Source organism: Bacillus sp. ABP14, from assembly GCF_001831375.1.
Classification (GTDB): Bacteria; Bacillota; Bacilli; order Bacillales; family Bacillaceae_G; genus Bacillus_A; species Bacillus_A paranthracis.
Genome location: NZ_CP017016.1, coordinates 4036347 through 4055704, shown reverse-complemented (window position 1 = coordinate 4055704; position 19358 = coordinate 4036347). Strand labels below are relative to the sequence as shown.

The following is a 19358-nucleotide window of genomic DNA, read 5'->3' as shown; positions in this document are numbered from 1 at the left end:
ATTTTTTTGCGCTAATCGGGACTGATTATGACCTGTAGGGTCTTATTTAGTCCAAGATAGCAGAATAGGAGGAATTTACATGGTAGTCAAAGAGAAAGTTGTAAATGAAATGCAGGAAGTAAAAGAAATGATTGATACGTTAGTGAATAACGGTCGGAAGGCTTTACAAGCATTAGAAAGTTTTACACAAGAGCAAATTGACAACATTGTTCATGAAATGGCATTAGCAGGTGTTGATCAACATATGCCACTTGCGAAGTTGGCTGTTGAAGAAACAGGTCGTGGTGTATACGAAGATAAATGTATTAAAAATATTTTTGCTACTGAATATATTTGGCATAGCATAAAGAAAGATAAAACAGTAGGAATTATTCACGAAGACCCTCATGAAGAAATAATAGAAATTGCGGAGCCCGTCGGTGTAGTAGCTGGGGTAACGCCAGTAACGAATCCAACATCGACAACAATGTTTAAAGCATTAATCGCGATAAAAACGAGAAATCCAATTATTTTCGCATTTCATCCTTCAGCACAAAACTGTTCTATTGCAGCCGCGAAAGCAGTATACGATGCAGCGGTGAAGGCGGGGGCACCAAAACATTGTATTCAGTGGATTGAAAGACCTTCTGTCGAAGCAACGAAACAATTAATGAACCATGAAGGTGTTGCGCTTGTTTTGGCAACTGGAGGAGCAGGTATGGTGAAATCAGCTTATTCTACTGGAAAACCAGCGCTAGGTGTAGGTCCTGGTAATGTACCATGTTATATAGAGAAATCAGCGCATATAAAACGAGCGGTTAATGATTTGATTTTATCTAAAACATTTGATAATGGTATGATTTGTGCATCAGAACAAGCAATTATTGTAGACAAGGAAATTTATGATGATGTGAAAACAGAAATGATTGCAAATGATTGTTATTTTGTAACCGAGGAAGAGGGAAGTAAATTAGAAAAGCTTGTTATTAATGAAAATACATGTGCAGTAAATAGTGATATTGTAGGGAAATCCGCACAGTATATTGCCGAATTAGTTGGAATTACTGTACCTAAAAATACAAAAATGCTTGTAGCTGAAATACAAGGCATCGGAGCTGCATATCCACTATCTCGTGAGAAGTTAAGTCCAGTATTAGCTTGTGTAAAAGCAAATTCATTAGAAGAAGGATTTACATATTGTGAAGAAATGTTAAACCTCGGTGGTTTAGGACATTCAGCAGTTATCCATTCTGTAAATAAAGAAGTGCAAAAGCAATTTGGATTACGTATGAAAGCTTGCCGCCTTATTGTAAATGCCCCTTCATCACAAGGTGGAATCGGTGACATATATAATGGATTTATTCCATCACTTACGCTTGGTTGCGGTTCCTACGGGAAAAACTCGGTTTCTCAAAACGTAACAGCGACGCATTTATTAAATATAAAAAGGTTGGCAAATAGAAAAAAGAATATGCAGTGGTTCAAATTACCACCAAAAATTTATTTTGAAAAACATGCGACAGCATATTTAGCAAATATGCCTAACATTTCACGTGCATTTATTGTAACAGATCCAGGAATGGTTGAGCACGGATATGTAGATACGGTCTCGCATTATTTACGTAAACATGCAAATGATGTGAAAGTTGAAGTTTTCTTTGAGGTTGAGCCAGATCCATCAGATGAAACTGTGTTTAAAGGTGCGGAAATGATGAGAAGTTTTCAGCCGGATGTAATTATCGCACTTGGTGGTGGTTCAGCGATGGATGCAGCAAAAGGGATGTGGCTTTTCTATGAGCACCCAGAAACAACATTCTATGGAATTAAACAGAAGTTTTTAGATATAAGAAAACGTACATGTAAATATCCGGAATTAGGAAGTAAGGCGCAGTTTGTTGCCATTCCAACAACATCTGGAACAGGATCAGAAGTGACACCATTTGCGGTTATTACAGATAAGAAAAATAATATAAAGTATCCACTCGCGGATTATGAATTAACGCCAGATGTAGCAATTGTTGATCCACAATTTGTAATGACAGTACCACCACATGTAACAGCAGACACTGGCATGGACGTATTAACGCATGCAATCGAGGCGTATGTGTCTGTTTTAGCAAATGACTATACAGATGGATTAGCATTAAAGGCCATTGATCTCGTATTTAAATATCTACCAAGAGCATTTAAAGATGGAAATGATGAAGAAGCACGAGAAAAAATGCACAATGCTTCTGCAATCGCAGGAATGGCATTTGCAAATGCTTTTCTAGGTATTAATCACAGCTTAGCACATAAAATTGGACCAGAATTTCATATTCCACATGGGCGTGCGAATGCAATTCTTATGCCGCACGTAGTTCGCTATAATGCTATTAAGCCAAGAAAACACGCATTGTTCCCAAAATATGAGCACTTTGTAGCCGATGAACGCTATGCACATATTGCGAGAATGCTCGGGCTTCCAGCAAGTTCGACTGCAGAAGGTGTGGAATCACTTGTCAAAGCAATTATTGAGCTCGGAAAAAGTTTAAATATAAATATGAGTATTGCAGGACAAGGAGTTGCTAAAGACCAATTTGAAGAGGTTGTTGGATTATTAGCAGAAAGAGCTTTTGAAGATCAATGTACAACAGCTAATCCCAAATTACCTCTCATTTCAGAGCTGAAAGAAATTTATATGAAAGCATATAAAGGTGAGTAATGGTTATAAAAGAGTCGCAATAAAGCGGCTCTTTTTCTTTTGGAAAACATCTCCCCGAATGGCTGTATTTACTTGCCTTTCAGTTTAATAGAATATGATACAGTGAAATGGAGGAGTGAGAATATAATGAAGGAATTACAAGAAAAGATAGAAGATTATACTCGGTTCGGACAAATTCTTCTCGCTGTAAGTACATTGTTAATGGTTGGCTTATTGATCCCGACTGGAGCAAAAGAAACGATACAATTTTTTGTTATGATGGGAAGCATCGTTATATTTTTAAGTTTATCTTTCTTTTTCTTTCAGCGTGTGAAAGTGATGCGAGACGAGTTAGAGGGAAACGAATGTGAATAATATTGGTAAATAGTGCGTTACAAAAAGAGGGAATCTTTTTTGTAACGCTTTTTGTTTTTTTTCTAGAAAATGTATGCGTTTCATATTGACAATGATAATCCTTATCAATTAAAGTAGAATAGTAGTTAATGATTATCATTATCAATTAGAGGTGGAAGAATGAAAAAATCTATTACGCTATTTACAGCGATTTTATCTGTTTTTTTCTTATTAATAGGTTGCAGTGCAAAAGGAGACGAAAAAACAGCAGCAACAAAAACAGAAAAAGGAAAAGAGAAAATAGAAGTTACCGACCTGTCAGGAAGAAAGGTAACATTCGATAAAGTGCCAGAGAGTTTTGCAACATTAAGTATGGGAGACATGAATATTATTCATGCTTTAGGCGGAAAAATAGTGGGTCGTCCGGATGCAAAAATAACTCTTCCAGAGGATATAAAGAAAGTACAAGTAATCGGGAATGCACATCAGCCGAATTTTGAGCAAATTGCTAGCTTAAAGCCCGATGTACTTATTGCTAATAATGGGTTCCAAAAGAATGTTCCAACGGTTGAAGGGCAAGGAACGAAAGTAATGATTTCTTCTGCGAATTCTGTACAAGATATTCAAAAGAATATTGAACTATACGGAACGATAATGAAGAAAGAAGATAAAGCGAAAGAACTTAACCAAAAAATTACGAATCAAATGAAGACATATGAGAAAAAGAGTGATGTGAAAGCATTGCTAGTGTATGGAGCACCTGGTACTTATTTAGCAGCATTACCAACCTCTTTATCAGGTGATATTTTAGAAAAAACAGGTGGGAAAAATATTGCAGCTGATTTTCCAGAAATGAAGGAATATCCGCAATATGCACAGCTAAGTGTAGAACGCATTATTGAGGCGAATCCTGATGTGATTTATTTAATTACACATGGAGATCCAAATAGCGTTAAAAAAGCATTTGAAGGCGAAATGATGAAAAATGAAGCGTGGAAAAATTTAGATGCAGTAAAACAAAATCGCGTAGTTATTTTGCCACCAGACTTATTTGGATCAAATCCTGGAACAAAAGTTACAGAAGCGATGGATTTTATGTATAAAAGTATACAAGATGTAAGGAAATGATAAGTATGGAAAGTAGTGAAGTAGTAAGGGAAAAGGAACATCCTTTTGCGAAAAAAAGATGGATCATAGCAGTTAGTTTAGTTATATTAACGGTTTTATGTCTTTTTTACGGTCTTTTCGCAGGAAGCCTATCCTTTTCTTTACGAGATATTGTAACAGGGATACAAGATGAAGGTTCGACAGTTCATCGAATTGTATGGGACCTTCGTATACCAAGAGTGCTCGTTGGATTTATAGTAGGAACATGTTTAGCTGCATCTGGCGCAATGCTGCAAGGGGTGATGAGAAATCCTCTTGCAGACCCTGGTATTATCGGGGTGTCATCTGGAGCAGGCCTTGTCGCAATTGTAATTATGATTTTATTCCCTCAGCATATGGCGTTTTTACCACTCGGTGCGTTTTTAGGAGCTTTCATAACGGCGATGATCATTTATGCTTTATCATGGCAAAAAGGGGCACCACCTTCAAGAATTGTCTTAGTAGGTGTGTCAATTAATGCATTAATAGGTGCAGCGACGTCAGCATTAATGTTATTACATAGTGACAAAGTACAATCCGTGTTACCGTGGTTAGCGGGTGGTATTGGCGGTGTAAGTTGGGCACATTTACATATGATTATTTATTATGCAATATTCGCTATTATATTGGCCTTCTTCGGTATCAAGCATATTCGAGTATTAATGCTTGGAGATGAAATGGCGAAATTATTAGGTCATAACGTGGAGAGAAGTCGTTTTTATTTAATAGTAGTAAGCACATTATTAGCTGGAATAGCAGTTAGTGTTTCTGGTCTTATTGGATTTGTCGGCCTTGTCGTACCACATATGTTACGTTTATTGGTTGGAAATGACTATAAATATTTACTGCCATTATCATGCCTTGGCGGAGGGATATTACTTGTTTTCGCGGATGCGATAGCTCGAAGTTGGTTTGATCCAATTGAATTGCCTGTCGGTATTTTATTATCCTTCTTAGGCGGTCCGTTCTTCTTATATTTAATTCATAGAGGGGGAAAACAGCGTGATTTCCGTTAATAAAGTGTTTTATGCACATTCTGAAAGATTTCAAATGCAAAATATGAATGTACATATTAAAGCTGGAGAAGTCGTTAGTTTGATTGGACCGAATGGATCGGGGAAATCTACTTTGCTTCGTTTAATAGCAAGACTACTTAAACAAAGCGAAGGGGATATCGTTTTAGATGGAAAAAGTATTCATACGATGAAAAGTGCCGATGTAGCGAAGCAATTAGCGATGTTACCACAAATGCATGATCATCAATTAGATTTAACAGTGAAAGAATTAATCGAATTTGGAAGAGGCCCTCATAAGTTATGGAGAGGTCGTTTAAATAAAGAAGATGAAGAAATTGTTGATTGGGCATTGTCTGTTACAAATCTTGAAGGGTATGAATATCGTCTTTTACAATCTTTATCAGGAGGAGAAAGACAACGTGCTTGGATTGCAATGACGCTAGCACAACGTACGAATGTCTTATTATTGGATGAGCCAACAACTTTTTTAGATATCGTTCATCAGTTGGAAGTAATGGAACTTGTGAAACGATTAAACGAGGAATTTGGCATGACAATTATAATGGTTTTACATGATATTAACCAAGCGGCTCAATATAGTGATCGTTTACTCGTATTAAAGCGAGGGAAGCTTCAGTATGACGGTATACCAGAAGAAGTGTTATGTCATGAAATGTTTCAACATGTATTTGGCATAGATGTAGATATTTTTCAAGGAAGCGATAAGCCATTTTTTACACCGAAACGAATTTCTAAAAAAGGAGGAGCAAGATGCGAACAGAAGAATGTGTTACCACTGAGTTAGTAAGGGAATTTGTTATGGCAGCTCACGGAGATTTAGAAAAAGTACAAGAACTGTTGGCTGAATCGCCAAGTTTACTTCATGCCTCTTACAATTGGGGTGGATCAGATTGGGAAAGTGCGTTAGGAGCAGCGGCACATGTAGGGCGTAAAGATATTGCTCTTTACTTATTAGAAAAGGGTGCTCGAATGGATATTTTCGCGGCCGCTATGCTGGGGGAATTAGAAGTTGTACAAGCTATTTTAGTAGCACAACCAGAAGCATTACGTGCATATGGTCCACATGGTATTTCTCTTCTTCAACATGCACGAATGGGTGGAGAAAAAGCACAGCGTGTATTTGACTACTTAACGGTGCTTTCTTACTGACCGCCAAAGTTCTTATGTGCGGTAAACTTTTCACTTTTATATAATTGGAAAGTTTACCGCCCGTTAGAACGGGATAAGTATCTAGTGTATTTGAAAATCCTACACCCCCCTCAATTGTAGTTTTCTTTATGCTAGTTATGATATGGATGCAGTAGACAATATTTGTCTACTGCCTTTTTTAAATTCTTTTGAGAATGAATATTCTGTATTTTAATGTTAGTTCATTTATAATAGATAGTAACATTTAGTATGGATACAAGACGTGAGCGTGTAATTAAGTACAAATTCGTGGGAAGGAGTGCAGAAATGTTTCATACAGATCGTTTACAAATTCGCAAATATACAATGGATGATTTACAGTTCTACGCTTCACTATGGGGAAATGAGAAGGTAATGCGCTATATTGGAAATGGGACGTTAAAAACATATATGCAGTGTAAAAAAAGTTTGGAGGAGTGGGTGATTCCTAGCTATAAAAACGGTCTCGGTTTATTTGTATTGATTGAAAAGGGAACGGGAATACGAATTGGTCATGCAGGATTAGTAAAGCAGCAAATAGATGGAAAAGAGGAAATTGAAATTGGTTATTGGTTATTACCTCAGTATTGGGGAAAAGGGTATGCGAAAGAAGCAGCGGCAGCATTTCGAGATTATGGCTTCCAAGCGTTACGAATGAATAAATTAATCTCTCTTATTAATCCGGATCACCCCGCCTCAATCTTTGTTGCTAGAAAAACGGGGCTTAGTTATGAGAAAACAACTTCATTTCATGGGATGGATGTTCTCGTTTATTCCATTAGACGCATTGGATGAAAAAAGGTTAATTGCATCTTTTGAAGAATGGTATATAAAAATAAAGGGGGGATTACATGTACATTTATCATAATGGACTTATTATTCGTGAGGGAACGAATGGTGTACCTGCATATGCAATTAAAACTTTATTCGAAGATGCCGGTTGGAGCAATGATAATATCCCTTCTTGGCAAATTGAAAAATTCACGATAGCATTTGAAAATTCAACATGGGCATTCACAATTTGGGATGAGGAAGAGATGATTGCGATGGTTAGAGTCATTTCTGATGGAATCATGGTCGCCAACATAGTAAATTTAGTTGTGAAATGTGAATATAGAGGGAAGGGATTAGGTAAGAAACTTGTTGCTCTTTGTTTGCAAAAATTGCCACATGGTGACTGGTTTGCGCATACTTCTGCGAGTAATTTTGATTTTTATAGAAGTTGTGGTTTTGAGGTGAGAGAGTTATCGAGAAATGGAACATGTGCGTACTATGGATATCAAATAGCCAAAAAAGAGGGGCACCGATAAGGAGAAAAAGTAGAACAGAAAAAGGCTTACTATTTTAATAATATAAACTGAACTAAGATTCATTTTATGATAAAATGAAAGAAAATTCTGTTTATTATTAGGGGGATAAAAATGAGTATAAAAGTTGGGGATGTATTTAAATATGAAAGAAGATTTACTGAGGAAGAGGTTTTTGAATTTGCAAATATTACAGGGGATAAAGGTAGGCATCATATGGAATATGATGAAAATGGACGTTTAATGGTTCATGGTTTATTGACTGCTAGTATTGGAACGAAAGTAGGAGAAGAATTACATTACATAGCAAGAGAATTAGTGAGTGAGTTTATTAGACCAGTTTTTACGGGAGATACGATCACTTGTGAATTAACTTTAACAAATATTGAGCAGATGGAAGGATACAAAAAGGTTTCAATCGAGTCAGTTTATCGCAATCAACATGAAAAGACTGTACTAGTTGGGACAAGCTATGGAGTTATAAGAGGATAAAAAGAAGCCTGATTTACAGGCTTCTTTTTTTAATAAACACGTTTTCGATTTTCTGCATGACTAGAGATGAGTAATAATGCAGTTTCTTCTCCTATATTACGAACGATATGAGGAACACATGCATTCCAGGAGAAAGAATCTCCTTCTTCTACAATTGCAACATCTTCTCCATGTTGAACTTCTAGTTTTCCGCGTAATACAAGGTGACATTCTTCTCCTTCATGGGCATTTGGTGTGTTTTCTTTCGGAAACCCAGCAGGAATTTCTACGAGATTTAGGCGAAGGCCACCTTGCTCTGCAACATGTTCGATTCTTTGTTCATCTTTTCCGTATACACTATATTTACGCTCTACCTTTTTGACAACTTTCAATCGATCTTTTTGTTCTAACAATAAATAGGGAAGAGGAACGTTTAAAAAATTGGAGATCGTTTCTAAAGTTGAGATAGATGGTGATGTTTTATTATTTTCAACCTGACTCATAAACCCTTTAGAAAGACCTGTTCCCTCACAAATTTGCGCGATTGTTATGCCTCTACGCTGACGAATTTCACGTATTGCAGAACCAATATTCATAAAATCAAGCTCCTTTTTATAAACAACTATTTGTATCATAGCAAAAAAAATATATATTTTCCCAGTGAAAATGAATTGACGAATAAAAAAAATTAGTGTATGTTTTGTAATGTAAATAAAAGTTTTGTATAAGAAAACTATAAAGGAGAGAAAGAAATGAATCAACATATTGGTAACTTAATTATTCGTATCGTGTTAGGGGTAACATTCTTTATGCACGGTTTAACAAAATTCCAATCGGGGATTGACAATATTGCAGGATGGTTCACAAGCATTGGTTTACCAGGAGGACTTGCATACGGTGTAGCAACAGTTGAATTAGTTGGCGGTCTATTATTAATTCTAGGTTTAGGTGTAAGATATATTGGATTATTATTTGCACTAGTTATGGTTGGAGCAATTGTAAAAGTAAAATGGTCAGCTGGTTTATTAGGAGATGGAAAAAATCCTGGCTTCGAATTAGAGCTTGCATTGTTAGCAATGGGTGCGTACTTATTTGTTGCGAAAGCGGATGGTTTTGTAGATAATTTCTTAAAAGAGAAAATGTCAAAGAAGAACTAATTTACATGGGAGGCTAACAAGATGAGTTTTCAACTTCATCCCGATACAACACTTGATGTTGTTCATTTATATGTATCAAATATAAAGAAATCACTAGAGTTTTATACAGAAGTACTAAGTATGAAAGTACTAAAAGAAGATGAAATGGTCGTTACATTTGGGAATGAAAATAACGAACCACTCCTGATCATTGAAGAAAAGAAGGAAGCCTTACCAAAGCAAAGAGGGAGAACGGGTTTATATCATTACGCAATTTTATTACCGAGCAGACAGGATTTAGCGAATATCCTTCGTCATCTTGTAGAAATGGTTTATCCACTGCACGGCGGAGCTGACCATTACTTTAGTGAGGCCCTTTATTTAGCTGATCCAGATGGAAACGGGATTGAAATTTATCATGATCGTCAAAAAGAAGTTTGGCGTGATGAGAATGGAGAGCTACCATTTGTTAGTAACCCGTTAGCTGGTGAAGAATTATTGCAACAAGGAAGTACATGGAGTGGGTTTCCAGTTGGTACTGTGATGGGACATATTCATTTCCATGTAGCTGATTTGGAAGAAGCGAAACGTTTCTATGTGGATGGTCTTGGTTTTGAAGTAACGATCCCAGCTCGTAATGGGGCGCTCTTTGTATCGGCAGGTGGCTACCATCACCATATCGGTTTAAATACGTGGCAAGGTGAAGGAATACTACCGCAAATGCCAAATTCCGTTGGCTTGAAATATTTCACAATTGTATTAGCAAATGAAAAACAAAAAGAGCAAGTATGTGAAAGCTTAAAAAATATTGGCAAGATTGCTACGTACAAAGATGGAATATTACAAGTAGAGGATCCATTTGGACATTGTATCCATTTCAAAATAAAAGGAGAAGCCTAATAAAGGCTTCTCCTTTTTACTTTCTTATAATGGCTTTTTCATTTTGGACAAATAGTTCATCAAATTGCTTCGCAAGCTCAAAATCGAGTTTCGTTAAACCTTTTGCATTCCAAGATGACAAAGTAATAATGACTGCTTTATACTGGATAAGGATAAATGGGTGGTGATTATGTTCTTCTGATAGTTTGGCGGCTTCAGAGACAAATTCGACTCCTTTTAAGTAGTCGGAAAACATATATTTTCTTTCAATCCATTTTTCATCTTTTACTACCCATTTATCTAACTTCAATAATTCCTCTTGAACTTCTTTTTCAGTTAATCGTAGCATCATTTTTCACATCCTTTACTGGAAGTAGCGTAAGACCATTGTTAATAAGACGTGTTACAGCTTCATCCGTTGTGAAAGTAGAAAGTTGTTGTAATAATGCTGCTGATGTTTCATGCCCTTTGTTATGCTCTAAAAGCAATTCTAATATTTCAAGGAGAAGTAACCATTCTTTCGGATACAATTTATTTAATACTTCTTGAATTGCTATTAATTGCTCGATATGCGCGTCGTGTAAAATACCTTCATTTCGAATGTCACGAACGGTTTGATACATATGTTCAAGTTCATTCAGTACAAGTGGAGCAGGTATTTCTTGGATTTCTTCATCCATTGGGAAAAATGCTGCAGCATCTGCGGCACCTGGGAATACCGAAGTAATTGTTGAACCAACAGCCATATCAAATGAGCCCCATGAAGCATCAAATAAAACGCGGTCGTTATAAGTAACTGTGCAATTGATAAAGGAAATAAGCGCAATTTTTTTATCGTTTTTTACAATATCTGTTACTGTTCCTTTTACATGAATACCACTTGCAAAAGTAAACTCAGCAACATTTCCAATTGTAATTCCTAATGATTGTAATTGTTCATCTGTACAATTTTCTAATGCAATATTTTCAGTGAGTAATCCAATTGGTGTTCCAAACCCGTCACTGTGTACAGACGTAGAATGATTCGCTAGCTGTTTATTGTGAATTGCTAATGCTGTTGGCGAGCTCGTTCGCATATAAATCAATTCACCTGCATCGTTTTCAATTGTCTCGGTAAATGTACCTGTAATTTGTAAGCCGCTATTTAATTCAGCAGTTGCATGATTTTCAGAGCGAATTGCTTTTTCTAATCCTTCTTTACCACCTGTTTTAAAGGCCATCGTTTCAGAGAATTTCTCAAGTGCTTCTGTTAATTCTTCAAATGATTCACAAACAAATAGTTGTGGTTGCATTTTTGTTACGTCATAAGTTGTACTTGTACATGCCTCTATAGAGAATGGAACCTTTTCTACAGCGTCTGTTAAGCAATATTTGCTTTCGCCAACAGAAGAAAGGAGACCAGCACCATATATTTTTGGAGCATCTATATTTCCAATTAATCCATATTCTACTGTCCACCAGAAAAGACGTGAAATTTGTTCCGCTTCTGATAAGCCAGAAACTAACTTTTGTTTTTCAAGTACATTATTCTCAGCAGCTGTAACTTCATCAGGAGTAGAAGTAGGGCTTTCTTTTACAATTGTTAATGTACGAACAGCTTCGAATGCATCATGTTCTTCTTTTGTTGAGAAAGCTTTTGCACCAATTTGTCCAAATCGTTTCACATATTTTGCATATGTAGGATCAAGTAAAATAGGTGCGTGTCCTGCTGCTTCGTGTACAATATCTGGAGCTGGTGTATACTCGATATTCTCTACCTTGCGAATATCTGTTGCGATTGGTAATAATCCGTGTCCTTGAAAATCGAAGAAGGCTACGCCAGGAATAAGCCCGTCAATCGTTACAGCACCCCAGCCGCTTGGTGCTAAACACTCATTCATTTCTTCTACCTTTGGAATTGCATCTATATTAATACCAGATGATTGTAATCCGTTCACATAGGCTGGATGAGCAACGTCTTTTAAGAAACTATGATTTTGTCTCATAATGTAACGCCACACAGCGTGATTCACCGGTGTGTATTGATCATAATGCTGTGTGGATACGAATGGTTTTAAATGCGATGGAATTTCTGTTTTCTTTGTCATTTAGACATCCTCCTTTTTTCTATAAAACTGTATATCGATTCTGTATAGCTTGTATCACCTCTCTTTAAATTGAAAGCGCTTATAAAAATTCTATCACAACATTCGGAATTGTTTAACAAATGTTTATGTGAGAAATAGAAAAAGCCCCTATCGGAACATTGGATAGGGGCGAAAGAATCTTCGTATGACCTTATTTTACTTCTAAATCAACATTTAAATTAGTTGTATTTCCAGCTGCATCTGTTGCTACAATATGAATTGTGTTTTTTCCTTGTTGTAATTGATTACGATCGAAATAAATTTCATAGTTTTTCTCCCAAGTGTTTAGGAAGGCACTTTCCCATACGCCATTTCCGTTAATTTCATATTGCATTTTCACTGGAATACCAGGTGCAATCCAGCCAGATTCACTCATCCAATCTAGCAGAATATCATCAACGTTTCCTCTAATAACAAGATTTTCTTGATCAATTTCGTGTGTTAACTTAGGTGCTGTTCGGTCAATAAACACCGCTCCTGTTTGCTTTGTTTCTCCGCCAGAGTTAGAAGCAACAGCTTCGATTTGGTACAAGCCATCAGGTAACGGGGATCCATCAGTTTTTGTACCATTCCATTTGAAAGATTTATAACCAGGTGTTTCGTTTTTACCTTGATATACCGTGCCTTGATATGTCACGCGGTCTTTCGTAATTAAATTAGCATGAAAGGCTATGTCTTCAACTGGTGTAACTAAATAGTAATTGATTAAGTTGTCATCTAATATTTTGTCATTATTTGGGCTGAAAGTAGAATTAACGATTTCAAGACCATCAATACGCTTGTATTCTTTCGGATCGATGCTAAATGTAAATGGAATACGCATTTCTTCTTTTGTTCCTTGGTCTTTTACATACAGATTTCCTGTATATACGCCTTGTGGTAAGGAGCTATCTACAGTGATCGTAAAAGGTTTTTCGATGTTACTATTTGCTTTTAAACTAATTGAAGAAGGGAAAGAAGTCTGGATTTTTGTTTTTGTATCTAGTAATTCAATACGAGTTGAAAAGTTTTTCTTTTTGTTAGAAAGATTTTGTAACGTAATATTTTGTGTTAGTTTCACTTTGCCGCTATTTGGTTTAACAAGACCGAAACTTACGTTGTTCGGTTTCACTAACGCGTCCGTTTGAGCTGCTTTTGGAATGTTAATTAAACCAGATCCTTGTGCCATGACAGGATATGTATTTTCATTGACGTCCTTTAATGTTTTTGCAGTGTTGGCAAGAGCAGATTTCAATTGTTCTGTCGTCCAATCAGGATGCATCTGGCGCAGTAAGGCAACGGCTCCTGCTACTTGTGGCGCAGCCATACTTGTTCCGTTGTGAGATTCATAGCCACCTCGTGGTACTGTGCTTGTAATCTTTACTCCAGGTGCAATAACATCAGGCTTTATAAGCCAACTTCCTTGTGATGGTCCTCTTGAGCTGAAGTTACCAATCAGTTCGGTTTGGTTCGGTTGTCCAATTTTTATATTTTTCTTTCGTTTTGTAATTACATTTTTCAACTCTTCGCCATTTGTATTTGATAGTTGCATAACTGGAAGAGCTATATCTGCACGTTCGAAATATTCTGGCATAAGATCAATTTCTTTTTCATTAGAAATTAGTAGAACGCCGATAGCGCCAGCTTGTTTCGCTTGTTCTGCTTTTACTAATGTGCTTGAAGTTCCTTGTAAAACAAGGGCAAACTTTCCTTTCACATCTTGTTTCGCGTAATCGCTTGAATTACCGTAGCCAACATAGACAAGTTGGGCATCGTTTCCTACTTGGAAATCTGCTTTTGATAATGGTAAGCCTTGGTAAGATTTATTAGAACCAGCTACTTGGAATGTTGGGAATGGAATAGAAACAGTAGATGCACCAACAGAGATGACGCTACTTGCGTTACCAGGAGCATCAACAGACCAAGGTTTTGGTCCATCATTTCCATTTGAAACGACTGTAGTAACACCAAGTTTTGCTGCACGTTCTAACGTCATTGTTACAGGTTGATCAGGGACATTCAAATCTTGACCGAGAGATAGATTTAAAACATCTGCACCATCTTGAATAGCGCGCTCAATACCTTGAATAATATCATCGGTCGTACCAGTTCCGCCATCATTCATAACACGGTAAGCGAGTATAGAAGCGTTCGGAGCAATCCCTTTTATCTTTCCGTTACCAGCAATAATCCCTGCAACATGGGTACCGTGAACATTTCCATCCATCGGATCATCATCTTCATCAACTGTATCGTAGCCGCCAATATAATTTGCTTGTAAGTCAGGATGTGTATAGTCTACGCCAGAATCGATAATCGCTACTTTCATACCTTTTCCATCAAGCGGTTTGCCAGATGGGTCTTTTAAATTCCATGCTTCAGTTGCACCAATTGTCGGTCCGCCGATATTTGGTGCCTCTTCATTAGTAGTGCTTTTTGATGTTTCATGTAATTTATATGTTAAGTTCGGGTAGACTGCTTTTACTTCGGGTAAAGAAGCAAGAGCGGTAATTTGATCTCCAGGAACTGAAATAGAGAATCCAGAAAATAACGTATTATACACTTCTTTAATTTTTGCACCAGGTGCTTTTTCTTTTATTTTCTTAGTCGTATCTTCTTGTGCTTTTTTAAGCTCGGTATGATAAGACTGTGCAAGATTATTTTGTAAATCTGGAGCATGCTGAATGTTACTTTGTGAAGCGAGTGGAGCATGTTGCAATTCTACAATGACAGAAATTTCTTTTGATGTTTTTGTTTCAACATTTTGCGCAATTTTGTTTTCTCCCCATTGTTCAATGTTCGCTTTTAACTGTGGACTAAATTGTTTCTCCTTTTGCAGCGATTCAGCATGTGCGCTTAAAGCTCCAAAACTGGAAAATACGAGCGCCATACTTAATAGTGTAGATGTAGTTTTTTTCATTGAAACTCCCCCCTAATAAAAAGTGCTAATATTCCGAAAAAACATCTTACAAATTGATCTCGAATTACATAATCGGATGTTAGCTAAACTATATTTTCGACATAATTCATACCAATCCTCTATGAATTTGAAATTTCTTGGGGAATTTTTTCTGATTATGTCGAATAGGTATCTTTTACATATTGTAGGTGGAGATTGAGGAATGCTATGAGGGAAATGGAGGGGTGTTATGAAACGGTTCATAGTAAGCGTTGGTACAATGTTAGTCGTATTTTTATGTTCAACCATTAATAGTAGCGCAGAAAATAATGAATTTAAAATTGCTTTTATTCGTCATCATGACCTCTGGATTAAAGTTGATGGAAAAGAAAAACAACTTACAAAAGGAGAGTATATAACAGGGCCAAAGTGGTCTCATGATGGAGAGTGGCTGGCATATGTAAAAGGAAAGAAACAAACAAAGTAATCTTGAGTTATATCGGCTAAAAGATGGAAAGAAAGTTACGCCGTTTCACTCAGAAGTATCAAATTATCAATGGTCACCAACAGAAAATATAATTGCATTTATATTTACAGGTACATTACATACCTTCGAGGTAGAAAAAAAGAATGCAGATTTTGAAAATGTATCGGCTGGTGTAGGTGATTATGCATGGTACCCGAATGGAAAGAAGTTTCTTGTATCTTCTGAAGCACACTTACTTCCAACTGGATGGACAGGAGCACAGCTATATGAAGTGCAAAAAGATGCCCATATGAACCCTCATAAAATGAAGCATTTGTATGCATTGCCAAATGAACATGATGATTTCCTAGCGCTAGTTGCAAGTGGCTTTAAGTGGTCACCAGATCAAAAGTGGATTTCATTTTTAGCAGTACCGACAGCTTCATGGTCAGCTGATAGCAATACGCTTTGTTTAGTTCGTGCAGATGGTAGTCGTTTTGAAAAGGTAGATCAAATGTTATTAAACACACAATGGTTCAAATGGGCGCCAGCCAACAATATATTGGCCTATATTGAAGGAAGTGGGAGAGTTGCGTTAGAGAATAAACATTTAAAAGTAAAAGAACTGCCAGCACTTCAGCAGAACACATTTACGCCGCAAGGATATGTTGATTGGGATTTTACATGGAAGAACGATAACATAATTATCGTCTCTCGAGCAAAAGAGGGAGGATTTGAAACATTGCCAGAAAAAAGGCCACTACCATCTTTATATGAGGTTGATAGTACAAGCAATGTACAGCATCGAATCACAAAGCCACCTCATAAGCAGGGTGATTATCATCCAATCTTTATGAAGAAGAGCAATCAATTAATATGGATACGTTCAGACCGTAAGAAAGCAGATGTATGGCTTGCTCATAGAGATGGAAAGCATGAAGTGAAGTGGATTGAAAATATAGATGTACCAGAGTGGTATTATGAGAAATGGAATTGGGGAAATGTCATCTCGGTAAAAGAAGAATAAAAAATGTGCCTAAAAGATAATTTTAGGCACATTTTTTTATTGGTTATTTATGCGTTTTATTTGGCTTTTTTTTCGCTGGGTTTCCGTTTCCCTGACGTTTTCTATTTTGTTCATCTTTTGCTTGTTTTTCATGCAGCGTATCTAAAAAATCATTCGAGTTACTCATTTTTCTATCGCTCCTTTCATTTCGTCCTAATTACTATAACCATTTAGGAGGACAATCATGAGATAAAAAGTTAAGCGCTTAGTTTTCTTCGGTAGTATATGTAAAATATGCCATACGTAATAAATAGCATAAATAAAATTTGTAACTCTACATTTTCTTTTAAAATAGTTGCGATAGAAGATGGTAAGTAAGGTGATGTATTGTTTGTTTCTACACCTAACCATTTGTTTAAGAGGTTAATGGTACAAAACATAAAAACACCGGACCAGCTTGCAATAATTGCTTTCTGTTTAATTTTTGTTTCCCGTTCATCATCTGTAATCCAAGGATTAGCAGTTTTATCGCTGCTAAAAAATCCGTTTATATATCCCCATATAATCATGCCAATTAAGATGGTTATCCATTTCATATGTATGATTCCCCTTTCTCTTGTAAAAAGTATTTTACATATACAATTGTAATATTTCCTAATTTATTATGTCAAATCTTTTTTACATATTGCTTTTTCTTATAGCAGGAATAAAGGATCAAATAGGGAAGAAATATGTGAGAGAATTTCATAGTGAGAGGAGGATGGGCATGAAACTCGTCTTTGTTCGGCACGGTGAAGGAGAACATACAAAAGATTTGCCAGCAAGTTTACAAAGGTTGAATCCATCATTAACAGATGAGGGAAGGAATCAAGCTAAATTACTTCAATGCAATGTACCCTTGCAAGAAACGGATATATTAATCGCTAGCCCTACACTTAGAACTTTGCAAACGGCGGCGATATGGAGTGAGAAGGTAGCTTGTCAAAAAATTGTCCATCCATATGTATCCCCGCGTATTTTTCCTTATCGAGAAGGAGCGAAAACATTACCATGTGATCACATAGTAGATCAGGGAATAATAACAAATTCATTTCCACATTTTTCGATAGAGAAAAACACAAATCAGCAGTTATGGAAGGAAGGTATAAATACTATTTCAGAACATAGCTTTCAGCAAATAGTAGATGAATTTCTTCTTTTTTGTTATGAGCTAGGTGCGGAAAGAGTTTGTATTGTATCTCACGACGGGACAATTACAGCATATAGGCAATATTTACAGAAGGTCGTTTTAACTAGAGCTGATTTTTTGCAAGAAACGGGTATATATGAAATGGATGTATCCTTTAAAAGTCTAATTGGTGAAATCTAATTATAGGATGGAGGGTGTATGTTGAATGTTGCACTAGTAGTTGGTTTTAATTCGGATTTAGAGGCGCAATCAATCCGAGCATCACTTGAGTATTTTGGGGCGAAAGTTATAACGTACTGGATTGGTAGGCCGAAAGAGTTCATCGATATTCTTTCTGGAAAGGGTTTATATAATGATATCGATTATGTTGTCTTTTGCTTTCATGGTGAGGAAGGAAAATTTGTCATGGAAGAGTTAGGTGAAGATATATATGAACAAGATGAACCGCGGGGATACTTTGGTTCAGCAGAAATTTATAAATATGCAAAATTGCATAATGTAAATATTGTAAATAGTGGTTGTACGTTAGGGGAGCGAAAGTTAGCAGAATCTTTCTTACGTAGTGGCGCAAAATCTTATATTGGATCAATAGATTATGTAGATGGGAATGCAGCACTTATGTTTACAATACGCTTATTTTACGGGCTTATTAACCATGAAAAAACGTTAGGAGAGGCTTTTGAAGAAGCACGGTTAATTGATAAAGAGACACATACATTTCAATTATATAAGTAGTGTGAAACACGTTTATTCTATATTCGAATAAATGTGTTTCACATTTAACTCACATTTTTTTTACATTTTCTTCAATGAAAACCATTATCACTTATGGTATGATATGTTCAAGTTTTTACAGGTAATAAAAGTTACTATATAAACGTTAGTTTTTAATGTTTCATACACATGTCACGAATTATTCATAATTAACGTTTGAAAAATAAGTAACTAATGTTATTATATTATCTGTAACTAACTTAATTACAACTTTAGGAGGAAGATATGGTTATTCAATTTTTAAGAGAAAACAAAGCAGTTTCTTTTGTGTTAGCGGTAATTCGAGTGTATCTTGGTTACACATGGTTAATGGCTGGAATCGGTAAACTACAAGGAAAAGGATTCGATGCAACTGGTTATTTACAAGGTGCAATTGAAAAATCTAAAGGAGCACAACCGGCTGTTCAATCTTGGTGGGCATCATTTTTACAAGATTTCGCAATTCCAAACGTTGATCTATTTAATACACTTGTAACGTGGGGAGAAATTTTAGTCGGAATTGGTTTAATTGTAGGATGTTTAACAAAAACAGCGGTCTTTTTCGGTCTTGTAATGAACTTTTCCTATATGTTTAGTGGGTCAATTGGTGTGAATCCTGAAATGGTTATTCTATCAATGTTCGTTCTAGTTTCTGGTATGAATGCTGGTAAATTTGGAATAGATGGTTTCGTTATTCCGAAAGTATTAGGTTCAAAAACTCAAAAACGCCAAAAGCAAGCTGCTTAATATATGAAAGCGGGTATCTCAAAATGAGATACCC

Annotated in this window: 20 protein-coding genes and 1 pseudogene; 15 read left to right on the top strand and 6 right to left on the bottom strand. The window is 36.3% G+C overall.

All coding sequences use genetic code 11. The annotated features are described in order from the left end of the window. Positions 1-79 precede the first annotated feature (79 nt). From adhE to BGI23_RS21065, 9 genes are all read left to right on the top strand, one after another. The gene (gene adhE, locus BGI23_RS21105) at positions 80-2683 is read left to right on the top strand and encodes a bifunctional acetaldehyde-CoA/alcohol dehydrogenase (protein WP_070806860.1); all 2604 of its coding nucleotides are present in this window, start codon (positions 80-82) and stop codon (positions 2681-2683) included. 126 nt (positions 2684-2809) lie between these two features. After that, positions 2810-3037 (top strand): YrhC family protein, encoded by a 228-nt coding sequence (locus BGI23_RS21100; RefSeq protein ID WP_000661449.1) that lies wholly within the window; start codon positions 2810-2812, stop codon positions 3035-3037. A 159-nt stretch (positions 3038-3196) separates the two neighbouring features. Beyond that, positions 3197-4144 carry a helical backbone metal receptor gene (locus tag BGI23_RS21095; protein ID WP_070806859.1) on the top strand — a complete coding sequence of 316 codons (948 nt, stop codon included), beginning with the start codon at positions 3197-3199 and terminating at the stop codon, positions 4142-4144. A gap of 5 nt (positions 4145-4149) precedes the next feature. After that, the gene (locus BGI23_RS21090) at positions 4150-5178 is read left to right on the top strand and encodes a FecCD family ABC transporter permease (protein WP_000445955.1); all 1029 of its coding nucleotides are present in this window, start codon (positions 4150-4152) and stop codon (positions 5176-5178) included. Further along, on the top strand, positions 5165-5983 hold the full coding sequence (locus BGI23_RS21085) for an ABC transporter ATP-binding protein (protein WP_070806858.1): 819 nt from the start codon (positions 5165-5167) through the stop codon (positions 5981-5983). Before BGI23_RS21090 ends, BGI23_RS21085 begins: the two co-directional genes overlap by 14 nt. Then, entirely contained in the window at positions 5950-6348 is a 399-nt protein-coding gene (locus tag BGI23_RS21080; protein WP_044793760.1) for an ankyrin repeat domain-containing protein, read from the top strand. The genes BGI23_RS21085 and BGI23_RS21080 overlap by 34 nt, the downstream gene beginning before the upstream one ends. Positions 6349-6597: 249 nt before the next feature. After that, positions 6598-7161, top strand: a complete 564-nt coding sequence (locus BGI23_RS21075) for a GNAT family N-acetyltransferase (RefSeq protein ID WP_138321077.1) — start codon at positions 6598-6600, stop codon at positions 7159-7161. 56 nt (positions 7162-7217) lie between these two features. Then, a complete protein-coding gene (locus BGI23_RS21070) occupies positions 7218-7676 on the top strand; it encodes a GNAT family N-acetyltransferase (protein ID WP_000276116.1) in 459 nt (152 codons plus the stop codon). 111 nt (positions 7677-7787) lie between these two features. Further along, positions 7788-8165: a hotdog family protein gene (locus BGI23_RS21065; protein WP_000025009.1), complete on the top strand. Its 378-nt coding sequence runs from the start codon at positions 7788-7790 to the stop codon at positions 8163-8165. 29 nt (positions 8166-8194) lie between these two features. Here BGI23_RS21065 and BGI23_RS21060 read toward each other — a convergent pair whose 3' ends face one another. Continuing rightward, positions 8195-8740 (bottom strand): helix-turn-helix domain-containing protein, encoded by a 546-nt coding sequence (locus tag BGI23_RS21060; RefSeq protein WP_001020702.1) that lies wholly within the window; start codon positions 8738-8740, stop codon positions 8195-8197. Positions 8741-8896: 156 nt separating this feature from the next. On the opposite strand from BGI23_RS21060, the gene BGI23_RS21055 reads away from it, so the two are divergent. Next, positions 8897-9301, top strand: coding sequence for a DoxX family protein (locus BGI23_RS21055; protein ID WP_001071557.1), 405 nt, complete (start codon positions 8897-8899; stop codon positions 9299-9301). Between the two features lie 21 nt (positions 9302-9322). Beyond that, positions 9323-10180 carry a VOC family protein gene (locus BGI23_RS21050; RefSeq protein ID WP_070806857.1) on the top strand — a complete coding sequence of 286 codons (858 nt, stop codon included), beginning with the start codon at positions 9323-9325 and terminating at the stop codon, positions 10178-10180. Between the two features lie 16 nt (positions 10181-10196). Here BGI23_RS21050 and BGI23_RS21045 read toward each other — a convergent pair whose 3' ends face one another. The 3 genes from BGI23_RS21045 to BGI23_RS21035 all read right to left on the bottom strand — a co-directional run bounded on the left by BGI23_RS21045 (position 10197) and on the right by BGI23_RS21035 (position 15184). After that, on the bottom strand, positions 10197-10511 hold the full coding sequence (locus BGI23_RS21045; RefSeq protein WP_044793763.1) for a 4a-hydroxytetrahydrobiopterin dehydratase: 315 nt from the start codon (positions 10509-10511) through the stop codon (positions 10197-10199). Continuing rightward, positions 10492-12246: an aromatic amino acid hydroxylase gene (locus BGI23_RS21040; RefSeq protein WP_070806856.1), complete on the bottom strand. Its 1755-nt coding sequence runs from the start codon at positions 12244-12246 to the stop codon at positions 10492-10494. Before BGI23_RS21040 ends, BGI23_RS21045 begins: the two co-directional genes overlap by 20 nt. Positions 12247-12436: 190 nt before the next feature. Further along, on the bottom strand, positions 12437-15184 hold the full coding sequence (locus tag BGI23_RS21035) for a S8 family serine peptidase (RefSeq protein ID WP_070806855.1): 2748 nt from the start codon (positions 15182-15184) through the stop codon (positions 12437-12439). A gap of 229 nt (positions 15185-15413) precedes the next feature. Between BGI23_RS21035 and BGI23_RS21030 the strand changes: the two are divergent. After that, positions 15414-16656, top strand: a pseudogene (locus tag BGI23_RS21030) (TolB family protein). Between the two features lie 43 nt (positions 16657-16699). Here BGI23_RS21030 and BGI23_RS21025 read toward each other — a convergent pair. Together BGI23_RS21025 and BGI23_RS21020 are read right to left on the bottom strand one after the other, a co-directional pair. Continuing rightward, positions 16700-16822, bottom strand: a complete 123-nt coding sequence (locus tag BGI23_RS21025) for a DUF4023 domain-containing protein (RefSeq protein ID WP_000071861.1) — start codon at positions 16820-16822, stop codon at positions 16700-16702. Positions 16823-16892: 70 nt separating this feature from the next. Next, the gene (locus tag BGI23_RS21020; RefSeq protein WP_000871279.1) at positions 16893-17231 is read right to left on the bottom strand and encodes a hypothetical protein; all 339 of its coding nucleotides are present in this window, start codon (positions 17229-17231) and stop codon (positions 16893-16895) included. Positions 17232-17299: 68 nt separating this feature from the next. On the opposite strand from BGI23_RS21020, the gene BGI23_RS21015 reads away from it, so the two are divergent. From BGI23_RS21015 to BGI23_RS21005, 3 genes are all read left to right on the top strand, one after another. Continuing rightward, positions 17300-18004, top strand: a complete 705-nt coding sequence (locus BGI23_RS21015; protein WP_138321079.1) for a histidine phosphatase family protein — start codon at positions 17300-17302, stop codon at positions 18002-18004. 18 nt (positions 18005-18022) lie between these two features. Beyond that, entirely contained in the window at positions 18023-18559 is a 537-nt protein-coding gene (locus tag BGI23_RS21010; RefSeq protein ID WP_044793769.1) for a delta-aminolevulinic acid dehydratase, read from the top strand. A gap of 264 nt (positions 18560-18823) precedes the next feature. Further along, complete coding sequence (locus BGI23_RS21005; RefSeq protein ID WP_000236600.1) at positions 18824-19324, top strand: DoxX family protein; 501 nt, start codon at positions 18824-18826, stop codon at positions 19322-19324. Positions 19325-19358 lie beyond the last annotated feature (34 nt).

Bases quoted from the DNA above. Each gene is read 5' to 3' on its own strand.
- BGI23_RS21005 (WP_000236600.1), top strand. From the start codon at position 18,824: ATGGTTATTCAATTTTTAAGAGAAAACAAAGCAGTTTCTTTTGTGTTA.
- BGI23_RS21015 (WP_138321079.1), top strand. From the start codon at position 17,300: ATGTCAAATCTTTTTTACATATTGCTTTTTCTTATAGCAGGAATAAAG.
- BGI23_RS21100 (WP_000661449.1), top strand. From the start codon at position 2,810: ATGAAGGAATTACAAGAAAAGATAGAAGATTATACTCGGTTCGGACAA.
- BGI23_RS21035 (WP_070806855.1), bottom strand. From the start codon at position 15,184: ATGAAAAAAACTACATCTACACTATTAAGTATGGCGCTCGTATTTTCC.
- BGI23_RS21010 (WP_044793769.1), top strand. From the start codon at position 18,023: ATGTTGAATGTTGCACTAGTAGTTGGTTTTAATTCGGATTTAGAGGCG.
- BGI23_RS21025 (WP_000071861.1), bottom strand. From the start codon at position 16,822: ATGAGTAACTCGAATGATTTTTTAGATACGCTGCATGAAAAACAAGCA.
- BGI23_RS21080 (WP_044793760.1), top strand. From the start codon at position 5,950: ATGCGAACAGAAGAATGTGTTACCACTGAGTTAGTAAGGGAATTTGTT.
- adhE (WP_070806860.1), top strand. From the start codon at position 80: ATGGTAGTCAAAGAGAAAGTTGTAAATGAAATGCAGGAAGTAAAAGAA.
- BGI23_RS21090 (WP_000445955.1), top strand. From the start codon at position 4,150: ATGGAAAGTAGTGAAGTAGTAAGGGAAAAGGAACATCCTTTTGCGAAA.
- BGI23_RS21040 (WP_070806856.1), bottom strand. From the start codon at position 12,246: ATGACAAAGAAAACAGAAATTCCATCGCATTTAAAACCATTCGTATCC.
- BGI23_RS21070 (WP_000276116.1), top strand. From the start codon at position 7,218: ATGTACATTTATCATAATGGACTTATTATTCGTGAGGGAACGAATGGT.
- BGI23_RS21095 (WP_070806859.1), top strand. From the start codon at position 3,197: ATGAAAAAATCTATTACGCTATTTACAGCGATTTTATCTGTTTTTTTC.
- BGI23_RS21020 (WP_000871279.1), bottom strand. From the start codon at position 17,231: ATGAAATGGATAACCATCTTAATTGGCATGATTATATGGGGATATATA.
- BGI23_RS21050 (WP_070806857.1), top strand. From the start codon at position 9,323: ATGAGTTTTCAACTTCATCCCGATACAACACTTGATGTTGTTCATTTA.
- BGI23_RS21075 (WP_138321077.1), top strand. From the start codon at position 6,598: ATGGATACAAGACGTGAGCGTGTAATTAAGTACAAATTCGTGGGAAGG.
- BGI23_RS21060 (WP_001020702.1), bottom strand. From the start codon at position 8,740: ATGAATATTGGTTCTGCAATACGTGAAATTCGTCAGCGTAGAGGCATA.
- BGI23_RS21055 (WP_001071557.1), top strand. From the start codon at position 8,897: ATGAATCAACATATTGGTAACTTAATTATTCGTATCGTGTTAGGGGTA.
- BGI23_RS21045 (WP_044793763.1), bottom strand. From the start codon at position 10,511: ATGATGCTACGATTAACTGAAAAAGAAGTTCAAGAGGAATTATTGAAG.
- BGI23_RS21065 (WP_000025009.1), top strand. From the start codon at position 7,788: ATGAGTATAAAAGTTGGGGATGTATTTAAATATGAAAGAAGATTTACT.